Origin of the sequence: Streptoverticillium olivoreticuli subsp. olivoreticuli (assembly GCF_003391135.1) — a bacterium.
In the GTDB taxonomy this organism is placed as follows: Bacteria; Actinomycetota; Actinomycetes; order Streptomycetales; family Streptomycetaceae; genus Streptomyces; species Streptomyces blastmyceticus.
In genome coordinates this window covers 4,070,485-4,096,603 of the sequence record NZ_CP031455.1, presented here as the reverse complement: position 1 = coordinate 4,096,603, position 26,119 = coordinate 4,070,485, and the positions used below count along the sequence as shown (strand labels likewise).

Annotated in this window: 23 protein-coding genes and 3 tRNA genes; 11 read left to right on the top strand and 15 right to left on the bottom strand. The window is 72.6% G+C overall.

The features are described 5' to 3' along the window. Positions 1 to 108 precede the first annotated feature (108 nt). A complete protein-coding gene (locus DXZ73_RS17800; protein WP_116211983.1) occupies positions 109 to 1,209 on the top strand; it encodes a bile acid:sodium symporter family protein in 1,101 nt (366 codons plus the stop codon). Positions 1,210 to 1,226: 17 nt separating this feature from the next. On the opposite strand, the gene DXZ73_RS17795 is transcribed toward DXZ73_RS17800, so the two are convergent. Both DXZ73_RS17795 and DXZ73_RS17790 read right to left on the bottom strand, forming a co-directional pair. Further along, entirely contained in the window at positions 1,227 to 1,697 is a 471-nt protein-coding gene (locus DXZ73_RS17795; protein WP_116211982.1) for a heme-degrading domain-containing protein, read from the bottom strand. Further along, positions 1,694 to 2,803 carry a Gfo/Idh/MocA family protein gene (locus DXZ73_RS17790; protein ID WP_116211981.1) on the bottom strand — a complete coding sequence of 370 codons (1,110 nt, stop codon included), beginning with the start codon at positions 2,801 to 2,803 and terminating at the stop codon, positions 1,694 to 1,696. Before DXZ73_RS17790 ends, DXZ73_RS17795 begins: the two co-directional genes overlap by 4 nt. Positions 2,804 to 2,868: 65 nt before the next feature. Between DXZ73_RS17790 and DXZ73_RS17785 the strand changes: the two genes are divergently transcribed. The 6 genes from DXZ73_RS17785 to DXZ73_RS17760 all read left to right on the top strand — a co-directional run bounded on the left by DXZ73_RS17785 (position 2,869) and on the right by DXZ73_RS17760 (position 8,440). After that, positions 2,869 to 3,945, top strand: a complete 1,077-nt coding sequence (locus tag DXZ73_RS17785; protein WP_116211980.1) for an ROK family transcriptional regulator — start codon at positions 2,869 to 2,871, stop codon at positions 3,943 to 3,945. A gap of 194 nt (positions 3,946 to 4,139) precedes the next feature. Next, positions 4,140 to 4,922 (top strand): hypothetical protein, encoded by a 783-nt coding sequence (locus DXZ73_RS17780; RefSeq protein ID WP_116211979.1) that lies wholly within the window; start codon positions 4,140 to 4,142, stop codon positions 4,920 to 4,922. A 148-nt stretch (positions 4,923 to 5,070) separates the two neighbouring features. After that, positions 5,071 to 5,850, top strand: a complete 780-nt coding sequence (locus DXZ73_RS17775) for an HAD-IIA family hydrolase (RefSeq protein WP_116211978.1) — start codon at positions 5,071 to 5,073, stop codon at positions 5,848 to 5,850. Between the two features lie 133 nt (positions 5,851 to 5,983). Next, positions 5,984 to 6,544 carry a hypothetical protein gene (locus DXZ73_RS17770; RefSeq protein ID WP_116211977.1) on the top strand — a complete coding sequence of 187 codons (561 nt, stop codon included), beginning with the start codon at positions 5,984 to 5,986 and terminating at the stop codon, positions 6,542 to 6,544. 17 nt (positions 6,545 to 6,561) lie between these two features. After that, positions 6,562 to 7,224 (top strand): class F sortase, encoded by a 663-nt coding sequence (locus tag DXZ73_RS17765; RefSeq protein WP_116211976.1) that lies wholly within the window; start codon positions 6,562 to 6,564, stop codon positions 7,222 to 7,224. A 163-nt stretch (positions 7,225 to 7,387) separates the two neighbouring features. After that, the gene (locus DXZ73_RS17760) at positions 7,388 to 8,440 is read left to right on the top strand and encodes a glycoside hydrolase family 6 protein (protein ID WP_116211975.1); all 1,053 of its coding nucleotides are present in this window, start codon (positions 7,388 to 7,390) and stop codon (positions 8,438 to 8,440) included. An 86-nt stretch (positions 8,441 to 8,526) separates the two neighbouring features. Here DXZ73_RS17760 and DXZ73_RS17755 read toward each other — a convergent pair whose 3' ends face one another. The 3 genes from DXZ73_RS17755 to DXZ73_RS17745 form a co-directional block, all read right to left on the bottom strand. Further along, the gene (locus DXZ73_RS17755; RefSeq protein ID WP_116211974.1) at positions 8,527 to 10,488 is read right to left on the bottom strand and encodes a kelch motif-containing protein; all 1,962 of its coding nucleotides are present in this window, start codon (positions 10,486 to 10,488) and stop codon (positions 8,527 to 8,529) included. Continuing rightward, positions 10,485 to 12,230 carry a glycosyltransferase family 2 protein gene (locus DXZ73_RS17750; RefSeq protein WP_116215677.1) on the bottom strand — a complete coding sequence of 582 codons (1,746 nt, stop codon included), beginning with the start codon at positions 12,228 to 12,230 and terminating at the stop codon, positions 10,485 to 10,487. Before DXZ73_RS17750 ends, DXZ73_RS17755 begins: the two co-directional genes overlap by 4 nt. 468 nt (positions 12,231 to 12,698) lie before the next feature. Beyond that, a tRNA-Lys gene (locus tag DXZ73_RS17745) sits at positions 12,699 to 12,772 on the bottom strand. Between the two features lie 219 nt (positions 12,773 to 12,991). Between DXZ73_RS17745 and DXZ73_RS17740 the strand changes: the two genes are divergently transcribed. Both DXZ73_RS17740 and DXZ73_RS17735 read left to right on the top strand, forming a co-directional pair. Beyond that, positions 12,992 to 13,930, top strand: coding sequence for a C40 family peptidase (locus tag DXZ73_RS17740; RefSeq protein WP_162890235.1), 939 nt, complete (start codon positions 12,992 to 12,994; stop codon positions 13,928 to 13,930). 306 nt (positions 13,931 to 14,236) lie between these two features. Continuing rightward, positions 14,237 to 14,827, top strand: coding sequence for a lytic polysaccharide monooxygenase auxiliary activity family 9 protein (locus tag DXZ73_RS17735; protein WP_116211972.1), 591 nt, complete (start codon positions 14,237 to 14,239; stop codon positions 14,825 to 14,827). Between the two features lie 57 nt (positions 14,828 to 14,884). On the opposite strand, the gene DXZ73_RS17730 is transcribed toward DXZ73_RS17735, so the two are convergent. The 5 genes from DXZ73_RS17730 to DXZ73_RS17715 all read right to left on the bottom strand — a co-directional run bounded on the left by DXZ73_RS17730 (position 14,885) and on the right by DXZ73_RS17715 (position 18,043). Beyond that, entirely contained in the window at positions 14,885 to 15,739 is an 855-nt protein-coding gene (locus DXZ73_RS17730; RefSeq protein ID WP_116211971.1) for a cytochrome c biogenesis CcdA family protein, read from the bottom strand. Next, on the bottom strand, positions 15,736 to 16,491 hold the full coding sequence (locus tag DXZ73_RS39500; protein ID WP_240351395.1) for a DsbA family protein: 756 nt from the start codon (positions 16,489 to 16,491) through the stop codon (positions 15,736 to 15,738). Before DXZ73_RS39500 ends, DXZ73_RS17730 begins: the two co-directional genes overlap by 4 nt. Positions 16,492 to 16,568: 77 nt before the next feature. Continuing rightward, on the bottom strand, positions 16,569 to 16,979 hold the full coding sequence (locus tag DXZ73_RS39495; RefSeq protein WP_240351394.1) for a hypothetical protein: 411 nt from the start codon (positions 16,977 to 16,979) through the stop codon (positions 16,569 to 16,571). A 154-nt stretch (positions 16,980 to 17,133) separates the two neighbouring features. Beyond that, positions 17,134 to 17,207: transfer RNA gene (locus DXZ73_RS17720), tRNA-Lys, on the bottom strand. A gap of 77 nt (positions 17,208 to 17,284) precedes the next feature. Beyond that, the gene (locus DXZ73_RS17715; protein ID WP_116211969.1) at positions 17,285 to 18,043 is read right to left on the bottom strand and encodes an IclR family transcriptional regulator; all 759 of its coding nucleotides are present in this window, start codon (positions 18,041 to 18,043) and stop codon (positions 17,285 to 17,287) included. Positions 18,044 to 18,330: 287 nt separating this feature from the next. Here DXZ73_RS17715 and DXZ73_RS17710 point away from each other — a divergent pair, with 287 nt between their 5' ends. After that, positions 18,331 to 19,431 (top strand): LLM class flavin-dependent oxidoreductase, encoded by a 1,101-nt coding sequence (locus DXZ73_RS17710; RefSeq protein ID WP_116211968.1) that lies wholly within the window; start codon positions 18,331 to 18,333, stop codon positions 19,429 to 19,431. A 46-nt stretch (positions 19,432 to 19,477) separates the two neighbouring features. On the opposite strand, the gene DXZ73_RS17705 is transcribed toward DXZ73_RS17710, so the two are convergent. Next, entirely contained in the window at positions 19,478 to 21,268 is a 1,791-nt protein-coding gene (locus tag DXZ73_RS17705; RefSeq protein WP_425315846.1) for a putative bifunctional diguanylate cyclase/phosphodiesterase, read from the bottom strand. Between the two features lie 408 nt (positions 21,269 to 21,676). Between DXZ73_RS17705 and DXZ73_RS17700 the strand changes: the two genes are divergently transcribed. Next, positions 21,677 to 22,894 carry a M6 family metalloprotease domain-containing protein gene (locus tag DXZ73_RS17700; protein WP_116211966.1) on the top strand — a complete coding sequence of 406 codons (1,218 nt, stop codon included), beginning with the start codon at positions 21,677 to 21,679 and terminating at the stop codon, positions 22,892 to 22,894. Between the two features lie 71 nt (positions 22,895 to 22,965). Here the strand turns inward: DXZ73_RS17700 and DXZ73_RS17695 are convergent. The 4 genes from DXZ73_RS17695 to DXZ73_RS17680 all read right to left on the bottom strand — a co-directional run bounded on the left by DXZ73_RS17695 (position 22,966) and on the right by DXZ73_RS17680 (position 26,014). Then, positions 22,966 to 23,039, bottom strand: a tRNA-Lys gene (locus DXZ73_RS17695). A 56-nt stretch (positions 23,040 to 23,095) separates the two neighbouring features. After that, the gene (locus tag DXZ73_RS17690; protein WP_116211965.1) at positions 23,096 to 23,770 is read right to left on the bottom strand and encodes a bifunctional DNA primase/polymerase; all 675 of its coding nucleotides are present in this window, start codon (positions 23,768 to 23,770) and stop codon (positions 23,096 to 23,098) included. Positions 23,771 to 23,903: 133 nt separating this feature from the next. Further along, the gene (locus DXZ73_RS17685; protein ID WP_116215676.1) at positions 23,904 to 24,269 is read right to left on the bottom strand and encodes a hypothetical protein; all 366 of its coding nucleotides are present in this window, start codon (positions 24,267 to 24,269) and stop codon (positions 23,904 to 23,906) included. 353 nt (positions 24,270 to 24,622) lie between these two features. Continuing rightward, a complete protein-coding gene (locus tag DXZ73_RS17680; protein WP_425315845.1) occupies positions 24,623 to 26,014 on the bottom strand; it encodes an AAA domain-containing protein in 1,392 nt (463 codons plus the stop codon). Positions 26,015 to 26,119 lie beyond the last annotated feature (105 nt).

The following is a 26,119-nucleotide window of genomic DNA, read 5'->3' as shown; positions in this document are numbered from 1 at the left end:
CGGCGCTTGAGGCCGCGCCCGAAGGGCGCCCCGCCGCAGGCGCAACGGACCCGAACCGAACAAAACAACCGGAAGTGTCCCGACCCGAGACCACTCGTTGGTCTGTACATGGAGACAGCTGACCTCCGGCACCCCACACCGCCCACACCACCCGCCACAGACCGAGCACTCACCGACCGAGCCCTGGCCTTCGGCCGCCGCCACCTGCTCTACGGCGTGCTCTCCGCATACGGCATCGCCTTCCTCTTACCGGCCCCCGGGCTCGCCTCCCGCCGAGAAGTCCTGACGCGGATCCACTGCCCAGGACTCGGGGCGCCGATGGCGGTGACGTTGCCGACGGTGCTGCTGGCGGTACTCCTCTTCACGGCAGCACTGACCGTCCCGACCGGAAGCTTCGCGGCGGCGGGGCGGCGCCCGGGGCCGCTGCTGGCGGCGGTGGCGGCCAACGCCCTCCTGCCGCTGCTGTTGTTGCCCGCGCTGGCGGCGACCGTGTCGTGGCTGCCGGGATCGGAAGGGCTGATCGCGGGGCTGGCGTTGGTGGCGGCGATGCCGGTGGCGGCGGGGGCCACGGTGTACGGGGCGCGGGCGGGCGCGGACCCGGCGCTGACGGTGGCGGCGGTGCTGTGTTCGACGGCGCTGAGCCCCCTGGTGATCCCGTTGACGCTGGCGGAGGGGGCGCGGCTGACGAGCGGGGACAGCGCGGAGGACCTGGGCGACCTGATGAGCGTGGGCACGGGGCCGTTCGCGGTGCTCAATGTGGTGGCTCCGTGCGTGCTCGGGCTGGCGGCACGCCGACTCGTGGCGGGCAGGGCGACGGGCGCGCTGCGCTGGGCGAAGGCGGCGTCGTTGGGGGCGACGGTCCTGCTGACGTACATCAACGGATCCGGCTTGCCGAAGGCGGTGCTGGCCGGGCCGGACGCGGTGCTGTTCGCGGCGGACGTGCTGCTGGCAGCGGCGCTGTGCGGGGCGTCGCTGGCGTGCGGCTGGGCACTGTCACGGGCGAGGGGGCTGGACCCCGGGGACACGGCGGCGGTCACGATCGCGGCGGGCATGAACAACTCGTCCGCGTCGGCGGTGCTGGCGGCGACGCACCTGTCCGACCACCCACAGGTCCTGCTGCCGATCCTGGCGTACGGCCTGCTCCAGGCGCTGCTGGCAGGAGCGGCGGACTGGGCCCTGCGCCGCCGACGCGATGCGGCGTACCCATAGGGCCCGCGGCCGTACGGTCAGCGTGTCGTCGTGCCCAGGAAGCGTTCCAGTCCCTCGACCACGAGCGCGTGGTCGTCCGCCTGGGGGAGGCCCGAGACCGCGACGGTGCCCACGACGCCCGTGCCCCGCAGGCGCAGGGGGAAGGCGCCGCCGTGTGCGGCATAGAGGTCGGGGTCGAGGCGGGAGTGGGACTCGAAGGTGCGGCCCTTCGCGCGGAAGCGGGCTCCGACCAGGAAGGAGGATTCCGCGTAGCGCTCGACCACGCGGCACTTGCGGTCGATCCACGCGTCGTTGTCGGCCGACGTGCCGGGCAGCGCGCAGTGGAAGAGCCGCTGCTCGCCGCGCCGGATGCCGACCGTGACCGCGGCGCCGCGCGTTCGGGCGAGGGAGACGAGCAGGGAGCCGAGTTCCCAGGCGTCGTCGTTGCCGAACCGGTCGAGGACCAGCCGCCGTTCGTCGGCCTCCAGCCGGGTGACCTCGTCGTTCACGCCGCCGCCTCCTCGATCCGTACCGCACGGCCCTGGTCCGCGGAGACCCGCGCCGCTTCCAGCACCCGCAGGGTGGCGGCCGCCTCGCGGGCGGTCACCGGGGGCTCGCCGCCGGTGCGCAGAGCCTGGGCCACGGCCGCGTAGTAGGCGGGGTAGTCGCCGGGGAGGGTGGGGACGGGCTCGCCGCCGCCCGTACGGGGGGACTCGCCCGCGCCGATCCGGCCCCACGCGGACTCCGGCTCGACGCCCCAGGCCGTACGGTCGCCCGTCGGGCGCAGGCCCTCGCGCAGGGCCGCTTCCTGGGGGTCCAGGCCGTACTTCACATAGCCGCCGGTGCTGCCCAGCACCCGGAAGCGCGGCCCGAGTTGGGCGGTGACGGCACTCACCCACAGGTGGGAACGGACGCCATTGGTGTGGGTGACCGCGATGAACGTGTCGTCGTCGGCCTCGGCGCCGGGCCGGCGCACGTCGACCTCCGCGTACACCGTGGCGGCGGGCCCGAAGAGGGCGAGGGCCTGGTCCACGACGTGACTGCCCAGGTCGTAGAGCAGCCCGCCGATCTCGGCCGGGTCGCCCGACTCCCGCCAGCCGCCCTTCGGCCGGGGCCGCCACCGCTCGAAGCGGGACTCGAAGCGCAGGACCTCCCCGAGCGCGCCGTCGCGCACGAGCTGCTGGACAGTGCGGAAGTCGTTGTCCCAGCGGCGGTTCTGGAAGGCGCCGAGCAGCAGCCCGCGCTCCTCGGCGAGGTCGGCCAGGGCCTCGGCCTCGGCGGCGGTCGCCGCGAGCGGCTTGTCCACGACGACCGGCAGGCCCGCTTCGAGGGCGGTACGGGCGAAGTCGACGTGCGTGCGGTTGGGGGAGGCGATGACGATCAGGTCGAGCTCGTCCGCGCGGGCGAACAGGGCGTCCGCGTCCGCGACCGTACGCACGCCGGGGTGCTCGGTGACGGCCTGGCGCTGCCGCTCGGGGTTGGCGGTCACGACCGTGTCGAGGGCGAGGCCGTCGGTCGCGGCGATCAGCGGGGCGTGGAAGACGGAGCCCGCGAGGCCGTAGCCGATGAGTCCGACGCGGTACGGGGCGCGGTGGGGGTCAGGGGTGCCATCCATGCCCACCACTTTGGCAACGGTGTTGCGAAAGTGCAAGCGGTGCCGACAATGGTCCTGTGAGCAGTGTGAACAGTCCCCGCCCCGACGCCCGTCCCGCCACGCCCGCGCCCCTCGGGCCGGCCGGTGCGAACCTCGCCGCGCTGCGTGATCACAACACCGCCGTCGTCCTCGGCCTGCTGCGCGACGCGGGACCGGACGGCGCCAGCCGGGCCGAACTGGCCGCGCGTACGGGGCTCACCCCGCAGGCCGTCAGCAAGATCGGCGCACGGCTGCGGGCGGCCGGACTCGCCACGGACGCCGGACGGCGCGCGTCCACGGGCGGCAAGCCGCCGACGCTGCTGCGCCTGGTCCCGGACGCGGCCCACGCCGTCGGCCTGCACCTGGACCGCGACGCCATGACCGCGACCCTCGTCGACCTGTCGGGCGCGGAGGTCGCGACGCGGACGGCGCCGCTGGCCTTCGGCGCGGGGGCGGAGGCGGTGCTGGACGAGGTGGCGGCGCTGCTCGACGGTTTCCTTCCCGCCACCACGGTCCTGGGCGTCGGCGTCGCCGTGCCCGGGCCGCTCGATCACCGCGAAGGCGTGCTGCGGAAGGTGACCGGGTTCCCACAGTGGGACGGCTACCCGCTGCGGGACGCGCTCGCCGGGCGGCTGGGAGTGCCGGTGATCGTCGACAAGGACACCAACGCGGCGGCCCTGGGACTGCTGCCGCGCGGCGGCGCGTCGTCCTTCGCCTACCTCCACCTGGGGACGGGGCTGGGTGCGGGGCTGGTGCTGGGGGGTGCGGTGCGCCGGGGGGAGCGGACGGGGGCGGGGGAGTTCGGCCATCAGGTGCTTCAGCTGGATGGGCCGTTGTGTGCGTGCGGTAGCCGTGGGTGCATCGAGGCGCTTTGTCTTGGGGCGGTCGCTGACGGCGACATGGGGCGGGCGGCTCGCCTGCTGGGAGTTGGGGCCGCGAATCTTGTGCGGCTGCTGGATATCGATCTCGTGTTGCTCGGGGGGCGGACGGTCCTGGCGGATCCGGCGCCGTTTGAAACGGGGGTAGCCGCTGTCGTCGGAGGCTCGGCGCGGGTGGAGGTGGCGGGGGCGCGCTCCGTGGTGGAGGGGGCGGCGGAGCTTGTGCTTGCGCGCGTGTTCGGCTGACCGGGAGTTTTTCCCCAGCGAACGCGCGGGTCGTCGCGCCTGCGGCGAGGTACCCATGCGGATCAAAAGAAAATAAGCATATTGGGCGGAAACGCACCCCCACTCAGCCCACCCGCCGCCGTGCCTGAGTGCCGTTCTCAAGCCTGCGCTGCCACCGTGGCTCGCGTTCCCGGACCCTCCGGAAAGGTTTCGCGATGTACCTGCCCCGTGCGCTCGTCGTCGGCGCCGTCGCGCTGGCGATCGTTTCGTCGGCGGCACCCACGTACCCCCGGCCGCCCCTCGACCGGGCGCCCGTCCAGTCGCGCTGCGGCCGCCCGGGGAGCGCCGCGTTTCCCATCGTCGCGCGGCTGAGCGGTGGGCCGGGTACGTACGCGCGCGGGGGCGACCAGCAGGTCTGGGAGCTGGAGCTGCGCAACGGCACCGGTGCCGACTGCCGGGACGTGCATCCCGTGGCGGTGTTCGCCGACCGGGCGCGCGTGCTGCGGCCGGCCGACATCCGGTTCGACTTCTACGACACCGCCGCCTCCCGCTGGCGGCCGGTGCGGTTCGAGCGGACCGACGAGGCCGAGAACGTCGGTGTCTTCGACGGCACTTCACCGGACTTCCCCGGCTTTGCCGTGCCCGCGCACGCGGCCGTGCCCGTACGCGTACGCCTCGGCTTCGCCGACCGGGCGCCGCAGGGCCCGGTCACCTTCAACGTGACCGCGGTGCAGCGGCGCGGCAGTGACGGCGACTGGGTCGGGGAGTCCAACGACTACACCTTCGGTGTCGAGGGCACCGCCGCGAGCGCCGCCCCGGCCACGGGCCGCGGTGCCGACGAGGTGCCCGGTGAAGGGGAGACCGCCGAGGCCGACCACCGGTCCGTGCTCGCCGACACCGGCTCCCAGCGCCCGCTCTTCGCGATGGGCGCGGCCGCCTTCGCCCTGCTCCTCGCCGGCGGGTCCATGATCTTCGGGGCCCGGCGCGCGCGGCGCTGAAGTGCGAGAACCCGGCCCCCTGCGTCTGCGCGTGGAAGTCGGCGACCGGAAGCTGATTAGGCTGGAGGTGTCGGGGCGGCGCACGAGCTGGGCCGTCCCGGCGTTTCCCCAGCCCCGGCAAGGGGCGGCAGACGGCAGGAGTCCCACCGTGGCAGAGCGCAAGCCGATCGAATCCTGGCTCACCGACATGGACGGTGTGCTGATGCACGAAGGCATTCCGGTGCCCGGGGCCGACGCCTTCATCAAACGCCTCCGGGAATCCGGAAAGCCCTTTCTCGTCCTGACCAACAACTCCATGTACACCCCCCGCGACCTCCATGCCAGGCTGGAGCGGATCGGGCTGGACGTGCCCGTCGAGAACATCTGGACGTCCGCGCTGGCCACCGCCAAGTTCCTGGACGACCAGCGGCCCGGCGGCACCGCCTATGTCATCGGCGAGGCCGGGCTGACCACCGCGCTGCACGACATCGGCTATGTCCTCACCGATGCGGAACCCGACTACGTGGTGCTCGGCGAGACCCGCACCTACAGCTTCGAGGCGCTCACCAAGGCGATCCGGCTGATCAACGCCGGCGCGCGCTTCATCGCCACCAACCCCGACGAGACCGGGCCCTCCGCGGAGGGGGCGCTCCCGGCGACGGGATCGGTGGCCGCGCTGATCACCAAGGCGACGGGCCGGGAGCCGTACTTCGTCGGCAAGCCGAATCCCCTGATGATGCGGGCCGGGCTGAACGCGATCGGGGCGCATTCGGAGACGAGCGCGATGATCGGCGACCGCATGGACACGGACGTGCTGGCCGGGCTGGAGGCGGGCATGAAGACCTTCCTGGTCCTGACCGGGCTGACGCGCCCGGAGGACGTCGACCACCACCCCTTCCGCCCGTCGCGGGTCGTCGACTCCATCGCGGACCTGGTCGACCTGATCTGAGGCGCGGGCGGGGGCACGACCCCGCCGGTCCGGCAATGGGCTGGTTCCCGAACCGTACGGAGCAATAGCGCCACGCAGCGGATGCGGCGCCCCGCCCCGGCGGGCGAGTCTCTGGGATACCAGGAGGTTTCCCATGGACCCAGTCCGATCCGCTCTGTGCGGCGCCGCGGCGGCGGTCGCCGTGTGCGCGGTCCCCGCGTACGCCCACGAGGGCCCCGCGACCATGTCCGGAACGGTTTCCCTCACCCCCGTCACCAGCACCCCCGGCTCCCGCGTCCAGCTGCGCGTCGCGGGCTGCGCGGGCGACAAGGCGACCGCCACCTCCGAGGCGTTCGTCTCCGACGCGCGGCTCGCGAAGGACTCCGCCGGACTCTTCGCCGAGACCACCGTCCGCTCGACCGCGGCGCCCGGCACCTACACGGTCAAGGTCCGCTGCGACGGCCACGGCGGCACGGCCGAGGGTCGGCTGACGGTCGTCAAGCACGTCGACGAGCGGGCCCGCGAGCACGCGGCCCGCGCCGTGCCCCGCACCCCGGCCTCGCCCGTGGCGCCCGTACCGGCCGGTGGCGGCGGCACCGCGGCCGCCGCCGACCCTCCGGGCGCCCCCGGACTCGTCCTCGCGGGCTGCACCGCGCTGGCCGCCGCCGCGGCGATCCGCCACCACCGCCGGGCCGACACCGGCCGACGGCGTTAGAAGGGGCGGCCGCCGAGATGTCCGAAGCGCGCAGCAGCGGCCACGGCCGCCTCCTGACCGGGGTGGCCTGGGCGGCGTTGCTGGTGGCCCTGTGGCTCTGGGGCCGCGAGATCACCGACGGGACCGTGGCCGCCACCCCCACGGCCGGTGACGTCGCCGCGGCGGGCCGCCCGGAGGCCCACCCGCTGCCCCCGGCCCACGCGCCGCTCCCTGCGGCGCACCCCCGGTCGCTGGCGATCAGGTCCGTCGGCGTCAAGGCCCCCGTCGAGGACCGCGACCTCAACCGCCTCGGCGCGGTCGACCCGCCCCCGTACCGGCGGGCCGGCGCCGTCGGCTGGTACCGCGGCGGGCCGCAGCCCGGCTCGCCCGGCGCCGCCGTCCTCGTCGGCCACGTCGACACCGACCACGCGCCCGCCGTCTTCTACGACCTCGCCGGACTCAAACGCGGCGCCACCGTCACCGTGGAGCGCGCCGACGGCACCACCGCCGAGTTCACCGTCGAGGACATCTCCGTCTTCACCAAGGACCACTTCGACGCCCACCGCGTCTACGGACCGCGCGAGCCGAACCGCGCCGAGCTGCGCCTGATCACCTGCGGCGGCACCTACGACCGCACCCGTCGCTCCTACAACGCCAATGTCGTCGTGTCCGCCTATCTGACCGGCGCCGGACATGTCTGAGCGCGCCGCCGGCACCTCCCCTGCTCCAACAGGGCGACTTGACACCGGGTCATCGCCCGACCGCCCCCGGCGCGGGCGATTTCTGTGCAAGCATGGAAAAGACCGGTCATGTCCCGTGGGGGCGGGGGGACACCCCACAGGAAGTACACCCAAGGGGGAATGGATGTACGGCAGCTACACCGGCCGCACATATCGTGCCCGTACGGCCCGGACAGGAGCGGGGGCCGCGATGGCAGCCCTGCTGCTGCTCGCCGGATGCTCTTCCGACTCGTCCTCCGCGGAGCCGCCGAAGGCCGCCGACGCGCCGCCCCGGCAACCCGCCCAACTGCCCAAGTCCCGGGCCCCCTTCTGGGTCAATCCCGAGTCCACCGCCTCCAAGAGGTCCGCCGAGCTGCGCAAGGACGGCAGCGCCAAGCAGGCCGACCTGCTGGAGAAGATCGCGGCCCAGCCGGTCGCGGAGTGGATCGGGGTGGACGACCCCGAGGGCCAGACCCGCGGCTACACCGAGGCGGCACACGCCGCAGACCGGGTCGCGCTGCTCGTCCTCTACAACATCCCCCACCGCGACTGCGGTCAGTACAGCCAGGGCGGCGCCTCCGACGGCAACTCCTACCGCGACTGGCTCGACAAGGCGGCCAGGGGCATCGGCGACCGGGGCGCGACGGTGATCCTGGAGCCGGACGCCCTGCCGCACATGGAGGACGGCTGCACGCCCCAGCAGTTCCACGAGGAGCGGTACGCACTCCTCAAGGAATCCGTGGGCAAGCTCAAGGCACTGCCGAATACCAAGGTCTATCTGGACGCGGGCAATTCCAGCTGGGTCACACCCGCCGACCGGATGGTGGACCCGCTGAAGCGGGCCGGCATCGACCAGGCCGACGGATTCGCGCTCAACGTGTCCAACTTCCAGACCACGCAGGACAACAAGGAATACGGGCACACCCTCTCCGCCCTCCTGGGCGGCAAGCACTTCGTCATCGACACCAGCCGCAACGGCAACGGCCCGCTGTCGGGCGCGAACCACGAGAAGTCCTGGTGCAACCCCTCCGGCCGGGCGCTGGGCGAGCCGCCGACGACACACACCGGCGACGCCCTCGTGGACGCGTATCTGTGGGTCAAGCGGCCGGGGGAGTCGGACGGCACGTGCAAGGGCGGCCCGGACGCGGGGCAGTGGTGGGAGACGTACGCGCTGGAGCTCGCGCGCAACGCCCGCTGATCGATGATCCGACGATCCGACGGTCGAGGACCGGGGCCCGCACGGGGCCCCGGTCCTCGGGTGTTCCCGGGAACGGGGCGCCGCCCCTAGCTGTCCTTCGGGCCCGGGACCTTCAGCCACACCGCCGGGGACGGGATGCCGCGGTCGTCGATCACGTTCAGCATGTACCAGCCGGGCGGGACGAGGGACGGGTCCTTGGGGAGGGTGACGGTGACGCCGCCGTCCCGCTTCGTGAAGTCCAGGGCGATCGACCGCTGTTCCACATTGGTGACGTGGGTGAAGGAGCCCGGCCGGATCAGCCGCGCCTTCGCGACGGGCCGGGGGCCGGCCGTCCGGTACGTCGCCTTCCCGCCCAGCGCCACGGTCTTCGGCTCGGTGTCCTTCAGCTCGGGCCGCGCGCCGCCCTTGAAGAGGTAGGGCGGGGTGTAGAGGTCGATCTCCTGCTGGAAGGTGGCGGGCCTGCTGTTGGCCTTGTCGCCGAAGAGCGAGTCGGAACCGAAGGTCATCACCCGGCCGTCGGGCAGCAGCAGGGCACCGGAGTGGTAATTGCGGCCCACCAGCGGATCGGCGGCCGTGTGCCGGGAGTTGTCCTTCGGGTCGTAGATCTCCGCCTTGAGGACGTTGGAATCGCTGCGCCCGCGGTAGTCGCCCGAGCCGTTGGTGGTCAGGACCGTGTCGTCGGGCAGGATGACGCTGCTGGGATAGCGGGCCTTGGCGTAGAGGTCGGGCCCGTCCTTGAAGCGCGGCTGCGGGGCGTGCAGGTCGATGATCCGGGTCCTGGCGGTCGCCTTCTTGTCCTCGCCGACCCCGCCGCCGCCCAGGACCATATAGCGCTGGTCCTGGGCGGGCGGCAGCAGCACGGACATCGACGTCTCCAGGGTGTCCGGGTCGCTCATCCCGGGGACCTCGGTGAAGTCGTTGCTCCCCAGATCCCACACGCCCGGGACACGGCCCTTGTCGGCCGGGCCGTAGCCCGCGTTGGAACCCGTGTAGAAGATCCGGCCCTTGTCCGTGAGGAAGAGCGCGGGATAGGTCGGGAAGAAGCGCTCCTTGGGCAGGTAGGTCCACTTCTTGGTCTTCGGGTCGTACACCTCGTTCTTGCCCGGGACGACCTGGCCGATCTCGTCCAGACCGGAGACGGAGAGGACCTTGCCGTCCTGCAGGGTGGTCAGGGTGGGATACCAGCGGGCCTCGTTCATCGGGTCGACCGTGACATAGCGCTCGGCGACCGGGTCGAACTCGTAGGCATCCTTGATGCCTTGGAAGTCCTTCTTATCGAACGAGAGCTTGTTGGCGATGCCGTAGACGTTGCGGGTGTCGTTGCCCTTCAGGCCCTCGATGCTGTAGTTGTCGGTGAGCCCGGTCTCGAATTCATGGCCCTTTTCCAGGGCCTCCACATAGACGCGGGCGGTGCTGACCGTGACGGTGACCTTGCGGCTCTGCTCGTCCTGCACCTTCTTGGCGCGGGGGATGAGCACGGGGTCCTTGGACTCGAAGGTCTTGCCGTTGTTCTTTCCGGTGAATCTGGTGCCCACGGGCAGCGTGATCGGCTTGTCCGGGTCCTCGTTGTGGACGACCATCAGCCCGCCGGCCTTGGTGACGTCGCCACCCAGCTTTTCGTAACGCTGGGTGCCGCCCGCCACCAGGAGTTTGCCGTCCGGCAGTTGGGTGTGCCCGGCGCAGAACAGGTCCTTCGGGGTGGGGATGTTCTTGAAGGTGTCCTTCTCCGGGTCCCAGAGGACGGAGCGGAACGATTTCGCCTTGAAATTGGCGGCGTTGTTCCCGGAGCCGGCGACCAGCAGCACCTTGCCGGTGTGCAGCAGGGCGGCGTGGATCGTGTTGATGCGGTATTCGTCGGGGACGTCGACCATGTCCCAATGGCCGTTCCTGGCCTTGTACTCCGACTGGTTGATCTTGTAGTCGTGGTACTGGTCGGAGGCGTAGCCCCACAGCGCCGGCCCGTTCATCCCCGCCAGGGCGAGCACCACCGCGGACCCGACGGCCATGCGGCGGGTGCGGCGGCCGACACGGAAACGGGGCTGGTTCATCTGCTGACCTCCACGGCTTGCTTGGCGTGGCGTGCGCTCCACCACCACGCGAGGACCGGCGCGACGGTGATGGCGAGGGCCAGGACCGCCCACGTGCGCATCGCGACGTGCGTGTGGCCGAGCCAGAACGAGGACAGCAGCGAGCCGCCGAACACCACCAGGAAGAACAGATGGACGCGGAAGGTGCCGAAGAGGGTGTCGGGGCTGGCCGAATCGCCCTTGGGCGTCACCACGAAGGTGCTCCTGCGGCGCAGCGCCGCGTCCATCAGCGAGCGGGCGTAGATCGGCGCCGACAGCGCGGACATCGCCATGCCCGCGAGCCCGCCGGAGCCCTCGGGCTCGTGCGGCGAGACGTTGTGGCGGCGGTTCCAGACGTAGAGCCCGATCTGCAGGGCCGCGGCGTCGCTGTAGAGCATCATCCAGATCTCGGAGTTGATCTGGATCCCGGAGGCGCCGAGCCCCAGGAAGAGCGCACAGCTCAGGGCGCCGAGCAGCCAGTTGAGCGCGGTCATCGGATAATAGATGACCATCAGCGTGTAGTTGAGGAACTTCCCCGGCGACAGGGTGAACGGGCCTTTCCAGAACTGCTTGATGATGGTCTCGTACGTGCCCCGCGACCAACGCAGCTGCTGGGTGAAGAAGTCCGTCCAGGAATTCGGCCCCTCGCCGACCGCGAGGACGTCCGGGGTGTACACAGAGCGCCATTTGCGACCGGTCGCGGGATTGCGGTGCCGGTGCAGTTCGAAGCCGGTGGCCATGTCCTCGGTGATCGAGTCGTAGAGCCCGCCGATGCCCTTGAGCGCGCTGATGCGGACGGCATTGTTGGTGCCGACGAACATGGGTGCGCCATAACGGTTTCCGGCGCGTTGGATCAGGGCGTGGAACAGGAACTGCTGGCTCTCGGCGGCCTTGGTCACGGCCGCATCGTAGTTCCCGTACACCTGTGGTCCAACGACAAACGCGATATCCGGGTCACGGAAGTAGCCGAGCATGCGCTCGAGGAAGTTGGGCAGTGGTACGTGGTCGGTGTCGACCGAGGCGAAGAAGTCGTAGTCGGCGCCGTGGGCGTCCAGCCAGGCGTTGTAGTTGCCGTGCTTCGTCCTCGCGCGGTGCGGACCCTTCGGCTGATTCCACTTCTCGACACCCTTGCGTGAGAAGTGGTGGACGCCGAGCCGTCTGCACACCTCCTTGATCCCGGGGTCGTCCCCTTCGTCCAGCAGCCATACGTGCAACGGCCCGCGGTGCCGCAGCCGGACCGCCGCCTGGAGGGTCCGGGTCACCATCTCGACCGGCTCCTTGCCGGGCACGAACGAGGTGAGGAAGGCGACCTTGGTGCCGCTCTCGGGCACCACCGGCACGGGGTCGCGCGCGACGAGGGTGGCGTGGGCGTTGGAGGTGACGTTCAGGGTGCGGAACAGCTCGATCAGCCCGATCGACACCAGCATCACGGTGTCCAGGTGCCGCATCAGGGGCGTGGAGTGCTCGCGGTGCGTCCAGTGGGCGGGCTGCATCAGCCACAGCAACAGGCCCAGCGAGACGAAGGGCGCGGCACCGAGCAGCAGGGCGCCGAGGACGCGGTGCGTCTCGTCCGCGAGCAGGCTGCGGTAGCGGACGCGGTACGGCCGGCCGGGCTCGGGCTCGGTGAGCGGGCCGGCCAGCCTGCTGTAGTGCTCGTAGTCGAAGCGCGGGCGCGCTCTGGGCGGGCGGGCGGGCGGCCGGACCGCGGTCCGGCCGCCCGCCATATCGCCGGGTGGTGTCGCCGTGGGCCCGGTCGGCTGCTGCGGTACGCCGGGCGCCCGGGGCGGGCCGCCGGCGGCCGCCGGAGCGTGGGTCTGCTGCCGGGCGTCGGCAGGCGTGGTCGTCATGGTCATTCCCCCCGCACGCATGCTGACTGCGTGTGTCAGTCGTGAGCCCACCGGCCCCCCACAGCCGCATGGACCCTGTGTGCGTCGGCTCCCCACCGGCACACCCAACTCATTGGTCACTCATTGACGTTGAGTCATTGCTCTCGGCTCAGGATCTCGGACGCCACGCCATGATCACAAGGGCGAAACGAGGTGTTTACCGGGCAAAGCGGTGCGTGATGCGAATAGGCGTGTGAATGTGGCCGAAGTGTTCGGAAGTGGTACCCGATCTTCCATGGTCTTCAGCGGTCTTTCCGCGCACACGACGAAGGCCCCTCACCGTGGTGAGGGGCCTTCGTCTGTCTGTGCGCCGCCAGGGACTCGAACCCCGGACCCGCTGATTAAGAGTCAGCTGCTCTAACCAACTGAGCTAGCGGCGCCTGCTGACAGAGAAAACTCTACCTGATCCCCGAGGGTGCTCCCGACCACCTCCCGGAGGCGGTGGGAGCGGGGAAGTGCCTGCGTATAGCGCTGCGGGGGCCGTGGAAGCAGGGGCGAAGGTCCCCTTCTCCCGGGTGGATCGCCCCGTATTTTCCGACATGCGGATTTCGTCGGCCGTTGAGAAGCTGTGCCGAGTACGACGGAAGGCAGCGGTGCCCGTGCGAATACCGGCTTTCACCGAGGCGATACCCGGCGACTGCGCGTGCGCGCTCTGCGTCGACGGGGCCGCCGCGACGGCCGGGGCGGGGCGCGGCGCGGAGGCCGGGGCCGTACGGCACAGGGGCGCCCTGCGGGGTGCGATCGCGGTGGCCGTGGGCGCGGTGGTGCTGGCCGGCCCCGGGGTGGGCGCGGCCACGGCGTCCCCGGAGCCGGGGCCGGGGCACGCGGACCCCGGGGTGGCCGTCCACGCGGACCGTACGCACGGCGGTGCTCCGGCGGGCCCCGGCCCGCGCCCGCACCCGGGCGCGGTCTCCGTCGGCGGGGACGCGGACGGGGAGCAGGGTGCGGCCGGGGCCGTGGCGGAGACGGAGCCGGACACCCTCGACGCGGAGACGGTCCCGGACGGGACGGCCGAGGAGGACGGCGGCGAGGAGGGGGACGACGAGGAGCTGGCCCCGGAGGAGGAGACGTCCGCCGACGAGTCGGACCCCGTGGACCAGGACGACGCGCAGGAGCCTCCGGCGCCCCCCGCGCCACCACAGCCCCAGCACCCTCAGCGGCCGGTCGCCGGGCGGCGGGACCTCGAACCCGCGATCGCCTTCGCGATGGCCCACATCGGCGATCCGTACGCCCTGGGGGGCAACGGCCCGCACCGCTGGGACTGCTCCGGGCTCATCCAGCAGGCCTACCGCCGGGCCGGGGTGAGGCTGCCGCGCATCGCGGCCGACCAGTACCGCGCCATGGCCCGGATCCCGCGGTCCGCCCTGCGCCGCGGTGACGTCGTCTTCTGGTCCGGCAACGGCAAGGCGTCCGGGGTGCACCACGCCGCGATCTATCTGGGCGGCGGGCGCTACATCGAGGCGCCGCGGCCCGGCAAGAAGGTCCGGATCTCCGCGTTCTCGCACTACAGCCCGAACATGTACGGCCGCGTGCGCTGACCCCCGGCCCGGCCGGTCACCCGTACGGCCCCCCGCGCGGCATGCGCACCGGGCGGGGGCGCGTCAAGGGTGCCTCATTGAAACGCGAAGGGCCGGGGCGGCGGTGCGCGTCCGGGTGCAGGACAACCGCCCCCTCGCGGCGAACCGGTGACGTCCTCGCGGGTGAACTTCGGCCGGATGACTTCGTCCGTTGGCCTGGACATGACCAACTGGTGGTACTAGCCTCCGCCTTGGTCTAGACCGCATCTCACTCGACTCACAGCACTCGACTCATGGAACCCCCCACGTTCTTCGAGGAGCGGAAGCATGCGCAAAAAGATCAGTGCGGCGATCATCGGCCTCGGCATCGCCGGCGTCTCCCTGCTCGGCACGGGCAGCGCCGGCAGCCACGGCTACACCGACTCCCCCACCAGTCGCCAGGAGTTCTGCGCGAACGGCACCGTGCAGGACTGCGGTGACATCCAGTGGGAACCCCAGAGCGTCGAGGGGCCCAAGGGGTTCCCGTCGCACGGGCCGTCCGACGGGACGATATGCGCGGGCGGCAACAGCCGCTTCGCGGAGCTCGACGACCCCCGGGGCGGGCAGTGGCCCGCGACCGCGGTCACGGCCGGACAGAGCTTCACCTTCCGCTGGCGGCTCACGGCCCGGCACGCCACGACGGACTTCCGCTACTACCTCACGAAACCCGGGTACGACCCGACCCGGCCGCTCACCCGGTCCGATCTCGAGGACCAGCCGTTCCTGACGGTGCCGTACGGGGGCCGGGTCCCCGACGCGACCGTCACGCACCAGGGGACGATCCCGGACGGGCGGACGGGCAAGCAGCTGATTCTGGCGGTCTGGACGATCGCGGACACGGGCAACGCGTTCTACGCGTGTTCGGACGTCCAGTTCTGACCCGAGCACCGACCGCTGCCGGGCGGGCTTGAAGCCCGGCCCGTCCGGCAGCTCACGTCAGCCCCGCTCGGACTTCTCCGGCCGCTTCTCCGGTTGCTTCTCCGGGCGCAGGGCGATCCTGGCGAGTACGCCCGCCACCACCAGCGCGACCACCGCCAGCAGCGCGTAGTCCGGCACCGCGTCGCCCACCCGCGACGCGAGTTCCTCCAGGCGGAACTCCTGGTCGGCGTCCAGGACGCCCGGCAGGCCCGTCGTGCCGTCGTAGGCCAGGAAGAGCACGCCGATGCCGATGAAGAACAGGCCCGAGACGAGCGAGGTGGTGTGCAGCCGCAGCCGGCCCACCCGCAGCTCGCGGCCGCGCAGCCAGCCGCGGCCGCCCAGCTGGAAGCGGTCCCAGAACAGGGCCAGCACGAACAGCGGCAGGGCCATGCCCAGGGCGTAGACGGCGAGCATCGACGCCCCGTACACCGGGTTGCCGGTCGTGGCGGTCAGGGTCAGCACCGCGCCGAGGATCGGCCCGGCGCAGAACCCGGCCAGCCCGTACACGCAGCCCAGCAGGAACGTCGAGGCCGCCGACCGGGGAGTGATCCGCCCGGCCGCGGCCTGCGCCCGCTTCGAGGCGAAGCCCAGGCCGAGGATCTGCGCGGCGCCCATCGCGATCACCAGCCAGCCGGCGACGCCGATCAGCACGTCGCGGTGCCCGTTGAAGAGGCGGCTGGCGGCGGTGGACGCGGCACCGAGGGGGACGAGCGTCGTCGCGAGCCCGAGGTAGAAGACGCCGGTGCGGGCGAGCAGCCGGCCGGGGCTCGCGAGGGAGTAGGCGAAGAACGCCGGCAGCAGCAGCGCGCTGCACGGGCTGACCAGGGCGAGGGCGCCGCCGAGGAAGGCGGCGAGATAGCCGATGTCGGTCACTTCTCGCTCTTCTTCGCAGCCTTTGCCTGCGCGATGGCCTCGTCGAAGGCGCTCATGGGCTGGGCGCCCGCGATCGGCTGCCCGTTGACGAGGAAGGACGGGGTGGACTGCACGCCGATGGAGTACCCCTCCTCCTGGTCCTTCTTGACCGCGGCCTCCGAAGCCGGGCCGTTCAGGTCGGCGCGGAACCTGTCGAGGTCGGTGACGCCGCTGTCCTTGGCCATGTCGACGAGTTTGTCCTCGGCGAGCGCGTCGCCCTTGCGGGTCTTGGCGTAGACCTCGTCGTGGAACTGCCAGAACCGGCCCTGCCGCCCGGCGGCCCAGGACGCGCGGGCGGCCCGCTCGGAGTCCTTGCCGAAGATCGGGAAGTTGCGGAACTCGATGCGCAGGGTGCCCTCGTCCACGTACTTCTTGATCAGCTCGGGCTGGCTGTCGCGGGTGAACTTCCCGCAGTACGAGCACTGGTAGTCGGCGTACTCCACGAGCACGACGGGGGCGTCGGCCTTGCCGACGGCCAGCGGGTCGTCGCCCGTGCGGCGGACGCTGGCCTTCTCCAGCTGTGCGTAGGCCTTCTGCCGTTCGGCGGCGGAAGGCGCCGAATCGCCGGAGGCTCCTGCGGCGGGTTCGCGCTTGCCGGAGCCGCCGGTGTTCTTGCCGATCGCGATGCCCGTGGCGACGAGCGCGACCACGAGGGCGACGACCGCGCCGATCGCGGCGATCCGGCGGGAGGGTGAGGTGAGACGTGCGGACATGGGGAGTGCTCCCTGGGGCGTGCGGAAATCAGGACATGCCGGGGCACGGCCCGGTGCGCGGGCCGTGGGCGGGCGGTCTAGATCCGCAGGACGGGGAGCAGCTCGGCGCAGCCGGCGACCGGTACGGGCGGTGCGCGGGGGGCGCCCGGCCGGGGCGCGTGCCCCTCGGGCAGGGCGGTCCGGGTGGTGCCGGGGCCGGTGAGCGGGTCGTTGTGCGCGTGGGCGACGGCGGCCTGGGTGCCGCTGAGGGGCGCGTCCTGCTGTTTGCAGGTGCCGCCCGTGCCGAAGGCGTCGACCGCGTGCGGCCGGGCCTCGGTCCCGGCACCGGAAGCGGGCGGCTGCGGGGCGGCCGCCGACATCTTCGAGACCGTGGCGCCGTTGCCGGACCCGGACGCGAAGGGGCCCGCCCCGGCGAGGGACGGGCAGAGGACGACCGCGAGGAGGAGCAGGAGCACGGCGGCGGCCGATGGACGGCGGTGCTGCGGCACGTACTGCTCCTTCCTGTCGCTCGCGCGCGTACGGGCTCCGCGCGGGGGAGCTTCTCGTACGGGCGGGTGGGCCTTCCATGCTACGGGCCCGCCGGTCACGCCTCCCGCGCACGAAGAAGGCCCCTCACCGTGGTGAGGGGCCTTCTTCTGTCTGTGCGCCGCCAGGGACTCGAACCCCGGACCCGCTGATTAAGAGTCAGCTGCTCTAACCAACTGAGCTAGCGGCGCCTGCTGACAGAGATAAATATACCTGCTCCGAACGGGTGCTCTCGACCGCCCGCCGCTGCGGGCCCGCGACGGCGGGATCAGAGGGCCATCGACAGCAGCACCGGCGTCGCGCGCCGGTTCAGGGTGTCGGCGGCGTGCCGCAGCCGGTGGGCGTCGGACAGCGGGAGCGAGAGGGCCAGGCAGCCGACCGAGCGCCCCGCCGTGATCGGCACGGCCGCGCAGACCGTGCCCACCGCGTACTCCTGGAGATCGAGGACGGGGACGGTCGCGGGCTGGGCGTCGAGCCGGCGGAAGAGGGCCTTCGCGTCGGTGATCGTCCGGGAGGTGAGCCGGGCCGTCTTGTGGCGCGCGAGGTGATCGCGGCGGTCGTCGTGGTCGAGCTGGGTGAGCAGGCACTTCCCGACGGCGCTGGCGTGGGCGGCGGAGCGGAAGTCGACCCACTCGTGGACCTTGGGGGTCCCCGGGCCGTCCGCGCACTCCGTGATCCTGACCTCGCCGTCGATGTAGCGGCTGAGGTAGACGGCCGCGCCGACGGAGTCGCGCAGCTCCGACATCGACTGCCGGAGCCGGTGCCGCAGGGCGCGGGTGCGGTCGCTGCCGGAGCCCAGCAGGACGAGGGAGTCCCCGACGACGTACGCGCCGTCGGCCAGCCGCTCCAGATAGGCCTCGCGGCGGAGCATCGGCAGCAGCCGGGCGAGGTGGGCGGCGTGCAGCCCGGTCTCGCGCGCGATGCGGGATTCGGTCACACCGCTGGGGCGCCTCGCGACCGCTTCCAGCACACGGAGGGCGTACTGCGCCGAGTGCAGCGGTGCGGTCGGCTCGGGCTTGAGCGCCACGGTTTCCCCCTAGCGGGCTTCCGTCGAGTTCCCGCTCTCACGATAACCACGAAAAGGGCCATGAAGAGAGGGGGTTGACCACACCGAGGCCAACCCGCAAGGCGCTGTCCTGGGGTGCGCCACCTTGGCATATGCGTTTGTCATGTGGGAGCGGAGGGGCCCCGGTGAAGATCGGGAAAGCGGCCTTCCCGGGAATAAGCGGAGAGCTTCTCCGGTTGCTCCGGCGAAAGCGAGACGACCGGAGCGCGGCGCGGGAGTGCCGCAGGCGATCAGGAAGGCGGACCACCGTGGCCGACGTACAGGACGGTGACTTCATCCGGGGCACGGCAGAGGGCAGCGCGCCCGTCCCTCTGTCCGTACTGGATCTGGCGACCGTCGGCAGTGGCCGGACCGCCGCGCAGGCGCTCGGCACCACCGTCGAGCTGGCGCGGCTCGCCGAGCGGCGGGGCTTCCACCGCTTCTGGGTCGCCGAGCACCACTCCATGCCCGGCATCGCCAGCTCCTCCCCGGCCGTCGTCCTGGCCCACATCGCCGCCCGCACCGACCGCATCCGCCTCGGCTCGGGCGGCGTGATGCTGCCCAACCACGCGCCGCTGGTCATAGCCGAGCAGTTCGGCACTCTTGAGGCCTTCGCCCCGGGCCGCATCGACCTCGGGCTCGGGCGCGCGCCCGGCACAGACGGCGCGACCGCCGCCGCGCTGCGCCGCGCCGACCGGCTCCGGGAGGACGCGGACGACTTCCCGCAGCAGCTCTCCGAGCTGACCCGCTTCCTGGACGACGACTTCCCCGACGGGCACCCCTACTCCCGCATCCACGCCGTGCCCGGACCCGTCCAGGGCCGGGTGCCCGGCGGGGTGCAGCGGGCGAACCGCCCCTCGATCTGGCTGCTCGGCTCCTCCGGCTTCAGCGCGCGGCTCGCCGGTGTGCTCGGCCTGCCGTTCTCCTTCGCGCACCACTTCTCCTCGGCCAACACCGTCCCGGCCCTCGACCTCTACCGGGAGTCCTTCCGGCCGTCCGCGATCCTCGACCGGCCGTACGCCAAGATCGGTGTGCAGGCGTTCGCCGCGGAGGACGCGGCCGAGGCCCGCCGCCAGGTGCGCACCGGGGCGCTCTCGATGCTGCGGCTGCGCACGGGACGGCCCGGCCTGATCCCGACGCCGGAGGAGACGGAGACGTACGACTACCGCGCGGGCGAGGCGGAGTTCGTCGACAGCTGGCTGGCGAACGTGGTGCACGGGACGCCGGACGAGGTGGCCGAGGGGCTGCGGGGCCTGGTGAAGCGGACGGGCGTGGACGAGCTGATGATCACCTCCAACGCGCACGGCGCGCAGGAGCGGCTGCGCAGCTTCGACCTGATCGCGGACACGTTCGGGCTGCCCAGGAAGTAGCGCACTCCGGTTCCGCCGGACGGTCGTGGGGCCGCCGCGGGCGGTCTCACGCCGACCCGCAGACGAACCCGGCCCGTCCGGAGACCGCGGGGCCCGTGCCGAGGAGCGCCGAGATCGAGTCCGCCGGGACGGGGCGGGAGTAGAACCAGCCCTGTCCCGTGTCGCACCCGATGCGGCCCAGCCGCTCCGCCTGCTCCGCGCTCTCCACGCACTCCGCCGTCACCTTGATGCCCAGCCGGTGCGCCAGCTGGACCAGGGCCTCGACGATCGTCTCGTCGGCCGGGTTCGGCGGCTCCCCCGAGCGGAAGCCGTGGACGAAGGAGCCGTCGAGCTTGAGCGTGGAGACCGGCAGCCGGCTGAGGTAGGCGAGGTTGGAGTAGCCCGTGCCGAAGTCGTCGATGGCGATGGCCACCCCCATGTCGCTGAGCTGGTGCAGCTGTTGCAGCGGCCGTCCGGCCGAGCCCATCACGGCGGACTCCGTGAGCTCCAGCTGGAGCAGTCGTGGCGGCAGCCCCGTCTCGGCGAGGATCGCCGCCACGTCCGCGACCAGGTCGGAGTCCCATACCTGCCGTACGGCCACATTGACGCTGACCACGATCGGCACCCCGGGGTGGTCCAGCTGCCAGCGGCGCGCCTGGCGGCAGGCGGTCGCGAGCACCCAGCGGCCGAGCGGGACGATGGCGCCCGTCTCCTCGGCCAGCCCGATGAACCGATTCGGCGCGAGCATCCCGAACTGCGGGTGGCGCCACCGCACCAGCGCCTCCACCCCGCGCACGACCCCGTCGCCCAGCCCCACCAGCGGCTGGTACTGGAGCACGAACTCGTCCCGCTCGACCGCCGGGCGCAGCGTGCTGGAGAGGGCCTGACGGGTCATCCGGTGGGCGTTGCGCTCGGGGTCGAAGAGGGTCCAGCGGGCCTTGCCGTCGGCCTTGGCCCAGTAGAGCGTGGTGTCCGCGGCCTGCATCAGCTCCGTGGCGTGCGTCCCGGCCGCCGGGCGCTCGACGACCCCGATGCTCGCCGACACCGCCAGCCGCTGCCCCGCCACCTCGAACGGCCGCTGCAGCTTGGCCTGTACGGCCGCGGCGAGGGCGATGAGCTGCTCCGTGCCCGCGGACTCCTCCACCAGCAGGGCGAACTCGTCGCCGCCGAGCCGGGCCACCAGGTGGCCGCCGGGCGCCGCGCACTCCATGAGCCGCTTCGCCACCGCGCCCAGCAGCCGGTCGCCGGCCCGGTGGCCGAGGGTGTCGTTGATGGCCTTGAAGCCGTCGATGTCGAGATAGCACAGCCCGATCCGGCCGCGCCCGCCGTGCGCGACCGCCCCCGTGGTGAGCGCCGTCGTCAGCCGCTCGAAGAAAAGGCTCCGGTTGGGCAGCCGGGTCACCGGGTCGTGCATTCTCAGGTGCCGCAGCCGGGCCCGCAGGTCGCGCCGGTCGCTGATGTCGGCGACCGACAGCAGGGTGTCGCAGCTGTCGGGCAGCGGCGTGACGATCACCTCGGCCCACATCCCCTGCCCGCCCCGCGGCCGCAGCCTGCGGGTGCAGTGCAGCCGGTCGCGGCGGCCGAGCAGCACCTCGCGGTACGCGCTCCAGGTGCGCGAGTCCTCGCGCAGCCCGGTGAAGTCGGCGGCCGGCGCGTCGGCGAGCCGGGCCGGGTCGGTGCCCAGCAGCTCGCCGAGCGCGTGGTTGGCGGTACGCACCAGACCGTCGCGGCCCACCACGGCCATGGCGAGCTGCGCGGCATTGAAGGCGGCACGAAAATCGCTGGATTCATTACATTGCGTGACGACTGTAGGCGTTGAACCGGGCGCGCCGCCCTGGCTGTCGAGGGTTCCGCTCACCGCTCGCTCCCGCATGGCATTCGTTCCGCACTGGTTTCGTATGGGTCTCATGGATCTCGTACGCGTGTCCGAACACACGGCTGGCGGCCGCCTGTCCGGGGGAATCCGTGCTGGAAATGTGGCGATCATAGAGCGCGCGAGGGGCCCGTTCCAGCGGCCCTGTCCCCGGGGTCCGAGGCGCCTTCTCCCCTTTGTCCCTTCCTGATCGACCGTGCGCGCTCCTGGCTGAGCTGGTGATGCCGCGCCATCTCGATTGACCGTCAGTGACTGAGTGTGATGTACCCAGAAGTCGGCTTAGTCACTCGACCGGGGTAACAGAAACGGGCATATCACCACAAATCCAATGAGGCTGGATGAGGTGTCCCGAATCCGTCCCGGGAGGTCGACGTGGTGCGTCCGCAGACACCCATGGGGGTGGACCGGCCACGGCTGCGCCGCGCCGGGGCCGTCCTCACCGCCCTCTGTGCGATCGCCACCACCGTCGTCGCCGGACCGGCGCACGCCGTGGGGCCCGGCGGGCCGTGCGCGCTCCCGCGCAGCCAGGCCCACCACTCCGAGGGGCTCGACACCTGGAACCCGGCCTACCCCCGGCCCGTCGGTCACCTCGACGCCGTGATGATCTTCCTGTCCTTCCCGGACTCCAAGCCCGAGGTCAGCCCCGAGCGGCTCGCGGCCGACCACTTCCCCGCCACCTCCCGCTTCTTCGAGCGGGCCTCCTACGGGCGCTTCCAGCTGGAGGCCCACCCGCTGAAGAAGTGGCTGCGGATGCCCCGGCCCGCCACCTCGTACCGCATACAGCGCGACTGGGACGGCGACCAGCGCTCCGAATACCTGCGGGACGCCATCGCCGTGGCCGACGCCGACGTCGACTTCAGCCGCTACGACCTCGTCTACTTCGTCGCCGACCCCGACGCCCCGGGCGTCGACTCCGACGCGACCAAGGTCGTCAACCTCGACCACCCCGTCCAGGTCGACGGCACCACACTGCGCCGCGTCGTCACCGTCTTCGAGCACCACCCGCCGGACCGCAACGTCCTCGCCCACGAGACCGGGCACGTCCTGGACCTGCCCGACCTCTACCACCGGCCCCAGGACGGCAAGGGCGACTGGGACACCCACGTCGGCGACTGGGACCTCATGGGCAGCCAGTTCGGACTGGCCTCGGACCCCTTCGGCTGGCACAAGTGGAAGCTCGGCTGGCTCGGCTCGCGGCAGGTCACCTGCGTCCGGGGGCGCGGCAGCAGCCTGCACACCCTCCAGCCGCTGGAGGCCCCGATGAAGCCGGGCGGCGACAACCGGACCCGCATGATCGTGGTCCGTACGGGCCCGGCGAGCGTCATCGCCGTCGAGGCACGCTCGGCGTCCGGCAACGACGCCGCCACCTGCGCGGAGGGCGTGCTCGTCTACCGGGTGCGCAGCGACACCGCCTCCGGCAGCGGGCCCGTGCAGGTGCTCGACGGCCACCCCGGGCACCAGGCGTGCTGGGGCGAGTCGGTCTACCCCGCGCTCGCGGACGCGCCGCTCGGCGTGGGGGAGTCCCTGCGCTCGGAGGCCGACGGGGTGCGGGTGTCCGTACGGGGGCGGACGGCGGGCGGCTCCTGGACGGTCGCGGTGACCCGGGAGTAACGCCGGACCGGCCCGCACGCTCCGCATACGACGAAGGCCCCTCACCGTGGTGAGGGGCCTTCGTCTGTCTGTGCGCCGCCAGGGACTCGAACCCCGGACCCGCTGATTAAGAGTCAGCTGCTCTAACCAACTGAGCTAGCGGCGCCTGCTGACGTGGAAGACTTTAGCACCCTGATCCGGTGGAACGAAAATCCATATGTTTCAGCGGGGAGAGTGCGCGGGAGCGCCGGTCACACGGCCGGCCGGGGCGTCGGCGTCCCCGTCGGCGCGACCGGTGCGACTCCTGAGGTCCGGGCCGGAGGTCTCCCGGGTGACCCGTACGCACGCCCACAGCAGCACCTCGGCGTCCGGCAGCCAGGGGTGGCGCACCTCGGGGGCGACCAGCCAGCGCGAGGCCGGGGGCACGGGCTCGTCCTCGGCGGGGGGATAGAGCGGGGGGACGGTCACCGCGTCGCCCGTGCCGTGACACAGCAGCGGGGGCATCGCCCGGGCCCACTCCTCCCAGGTGAGCAGCGCGGGCAGCCGCTGGGCGGCGCCGGGGGCGGCGAAGAGCAGCAGGCGGCCGCGCTGGACGGCGACCGGCCCGGAGCCGGGGCCGCTCGCCCATAACCGGTCCAGGACCTTCCGCCCGAACAGGGCCGGGAGCCCGACCACGTCGAACGCCGTGCCGCACGGCAGCACCATGGGGGCGCCCGGGTTCTCCGCCCACAGGGCGTGCACCTGGTGCGGCGCCGACCCGGCGGAGGCGAGCCAGTCGGCCCCCGCGAGCGTGACGTGGGCGGCTGCGGGCTGGTGGGCGGCGCGCCGCGGGGCGGTGCGCGGGGGCGTGGGGCGCCGGAAGCGGATGGAGTGCGGGTCGTTCGGCCAGGAGCTCATGTCCTATGGTCTGCGCCACATCCCCGCCCGCTCGCGGTAGTTGCCGGAAATCGGGACAGCGGGGCGGGTGGTGCGCTATCTTCCGCGGCGCATATGCCAACGGCCCATGGTCGGGGACCACGGGCCGGGCCGGTCAGTCGACGGTGCTGCTGCCCCGCTGCAGGCCGCGGCCGAACTCCACCATCTTCTTCGCGTAGTCCTCGCTCCACTCGGCGCGCTCCGCGATCACCGCGGTCGGCAGCCGGTCGAAGCGCCCGGGGTCGGCGAGCTGGGCCGCGGCCACCGCCTGGAACTCGGTCGCTCTGTCGGCCGCCGCGCGGAAGGCCAGCGCCAGCTCGGTGGAGCGGGCCAGCAGCTCACGCGGGTCCTCGATCGATTCGAGGTCGAAGAAGTGCTCCGGGTCGGCGACGGCCTCGGGCGGCTCGAAGAGCAGCTGCGCGGGCTTCAAGCGGCGCTGCCCACTGTCGCGCGCGCCGGGAGCCGGCTTCGGCTCGCACATGTACATACCTCCAGGATCGTCTGCACCGCCATCCATTGTCCTGCGCCGCGCAAGTGCGCCCACGGGGGAGGGGCTCACGGCCGCCGGGTGACGCGGTGTTCCAGCAGGTGCGCCCACACGGCGTGGTTCGCTTCCCAGCCATCGGGGCTGCGTCCATCGGCCGCCTCCGGCCGGCGGTCCGGGGGTGCCCGTTCGGATGTCCGGCTCACTGCCGCCAGGGGATGCGGTGTTCCAGCAGGTGCGCCCACACGGCGTGATTCGCCTCCCAGCCATCCGGGCTGCGTCCATCGGCCGCCTCCGGCGGCGTACCGGCCTCCGGCCGGCGGTCCGGGGCGCCCGTTCGGATGTCCGGCTCACTGCCGCCAGGCGACGCGGTGCTCCAGCAGGTGCGCCCACACGGCGTGATTCGCCTCCCAGCCATCCGGGAACTTCATCGTCACCCCCAGGCGCACCGGATCCGTCGACGGATGTTCGTCCAGCAGCTGGTCGACGCCCGCCCGGCCCACCACCACGCACGCGTGCCGGTGGCGCGAGGCCAGCACGCACAGCCGGCCCGTCTCCAGATGGAAGGCGGTCGCGTCCGGCCGCCCGGACAGCGGGTGCAGCACCACGGTCACGTCGAACTCCCGGCCCTGGAGCCGGTTCGCCGTGTCCACGGCCACCCCGCGCACCCCGAGACCGGCCAGCGCCGACCGCACGGCGGCCGCCTGGTCGCGGTGGGCCGTGCCCACCGCGACGCGGTCCGCCGTCAGCGGCACCGGGTCGGGGGAGAGCTCGCTCGTCGCCGCGCCGCCCCGGTCCAGCAGCCGCCGGACGACGTGCGCCACCGCGCCCACCGCCTCCGGATCCGTGCGCGGCGTCCGGCGGGCGGGCAGCTCCAGCAGGCCCCAGCCCGTCTCGGCCGCCTCGTCCAGCACCCGGTCCGGCGCCGAGCCGTCCGAGCGCACCCCGAAGGCCAGCCGCCGGTCGCCGGGGCCCGTGCCGCTGCGGAACGGGGTGTACGGATAGAAGGCCGCCGAGACCAGCGGCGCCGCCGAGGCGGGCAGCCGCCAGGAGACGGGCAGCCGGTGCTGGGGCAGGCCCGGGTTGTGGGCGAGCAGGGTGGACACCGCGCTCGCCGAGGGGTCGTACGACAGCCCGGCCCACTGCGCCGCGCCCTCCGCGCCCACCACGCTGAACGGGTCCAACTGCCCCGGGTCGCCGACGAACAGCGCCCGCTCGAAGAGCCCGGCCACCGCCAGCAGCGCGTCCGACCGCATCTGGTACGCCTCGTCGACGATCGCGTGCCCCCAGGGCCCGTCGACCTTGGTGTGCGCCCACTTCGCGGCCGTGGAGACGACCACGTCGAGCCCCGCGAGATCGGCCGCCCGCGCCGACTTCACCACCGACGGGAGCGCGTCCAGCGCCGCGTCGTACGGCTGCGCCTCACTGCTGTGCAGCCGCCCGACCGGCAGCTCCGGGTCCTTCGCGGCGAGCCGCAGCACCAGGTCGTCGACCTGCGCGTTGGTCTGCGCGACGATCATCAGCGGGCGGCCCGCGGCCGCCAGCTCCCGCGCGGCCCGTACGACCAGCGTCGACTTGCCCGCGCCCGGCGGGGAGTCGACGACGACGCCGCGGTGCGCGCCGTGCAGGGTGTCGCGCAGGATCGCGTCGGTCGCGGCGGCCGCCGCCGCGGACGGGTCGAAGACGGCGGCGGTGCGGGCCCGCGGCGCCGGGACGGCGGGCGCCGCGTCGGTCGGGTTCACAGACGGTCCTCCGTCGCGCTCATTAGGGGACCATCCCTTCTGCAGCCCTCTTCGGTAGGGTTGTGACCTCTCGGTCCCGGTGGGTGCATGGCTTGTGGCGCGAGC

What these genes read in the sequence shown, in the direction of transcription:
- DXZ73_RS17800 (WP_116211983.1), top strand. Translation starts at nt 109, where the DNA reads ATGGAGACAGCTGACCTCCGGCACCCCACACCGCCCACACCACCCGCC.
- DXZ73_RS17790 (WP_116211981.1), bottom strand. Translation starts at nt 2,803, where the DNA reads ATGGATGGCACCCCTGACCCCCACCGCGCCCCGTACCGCGTCGGACTC.
- DXZ73_RS17780 (WP_116211979.1), top strand. Translation starts at nt 4,140, where the DNA reads ATGTACCTGCCCCGTGCGCTCGTCGTCGGCGCCGTCGCGCTGGCGATC.
- DXZ73_RS17770 (WP_116211977.1), top strand. Translation starts at nt 5,984, where the DNA reads ATGGACCCAGTCCGATCCGCTCTGTGCGGCGCCGCGGCGGCGGTCGCC.
- DXZ73_RS17765 (WP_116211976.1), top strand. Translation starts at nt 6,562, where the DNA reads ATGTCCGAAGCGCGCAGCAGCGGCCACGGCCGCCTCCTGACCGGGGTG.
- DXZ73_RS17760 (WP_116211975.1), top strand. Translation starts at nt 7,388, where the DNA reads ATGTACGGCAGCTACACCGGCCGCACATATCGTGCCCGTACGGCCCGG.
- DXZ73_RS17755 (WP_116211974.1), bottom strand. Translation starts at nt 10,488, where the DNA reads ATGAACCAGCCCCGTTTCCGTGTCGGCCGCCGCACCCGCCGCATGGCC.
- DXZ73_RS17750 (WP_116215677.1), bottom strand. Translation starts at nt 12,230, where the DNA reads ATGGCGGGCGGCCGGACCGCGGTCCGGCCGCCCGCCCGCCCGCCCAGA.
- DXZ73_RS17735 (WP_116211972.1), top strand. Translation starts at nt 14,237, where the DNA reads ATGCGCAAAAAGATCAGTGCGGCGATCATCGGCCTCGGCATCGCCGGC.
- DXZ73_RS39500 (WP_240351395.1), bottom strand. Translation starts at nt 16,491, where the DNA reads ATGTCCGCACGTCTCACCTCACCCTCCCGCCGGATCGCCGCGATCGGC.
- DXZ73_RS17700 (WP_116211966.1), top strand. Translation starts at nt 21,677, where the DNA reads ATGGGGGTGGACCGGCCACGGCTGCGCCGCGCCGGGGCCGTCCTCACC.
- DXZ73_RS17690 (WP_116211965.1), bottom strand. Translation starts at nt 23,770, where the DNA reads ATGAGCTCCTGGCCGAACGACCCGCACTCCATCCGCTTCCGGCGCCCC.
- DXZ73_RS17685 (WP_116215676.1), bottom strand. Translation starts at nt 24,269, where the DNA reads ATGTGCGAGCCGAAGCCGGCTCCCGGCGCGCGCGACAGTGGGCAGCGC.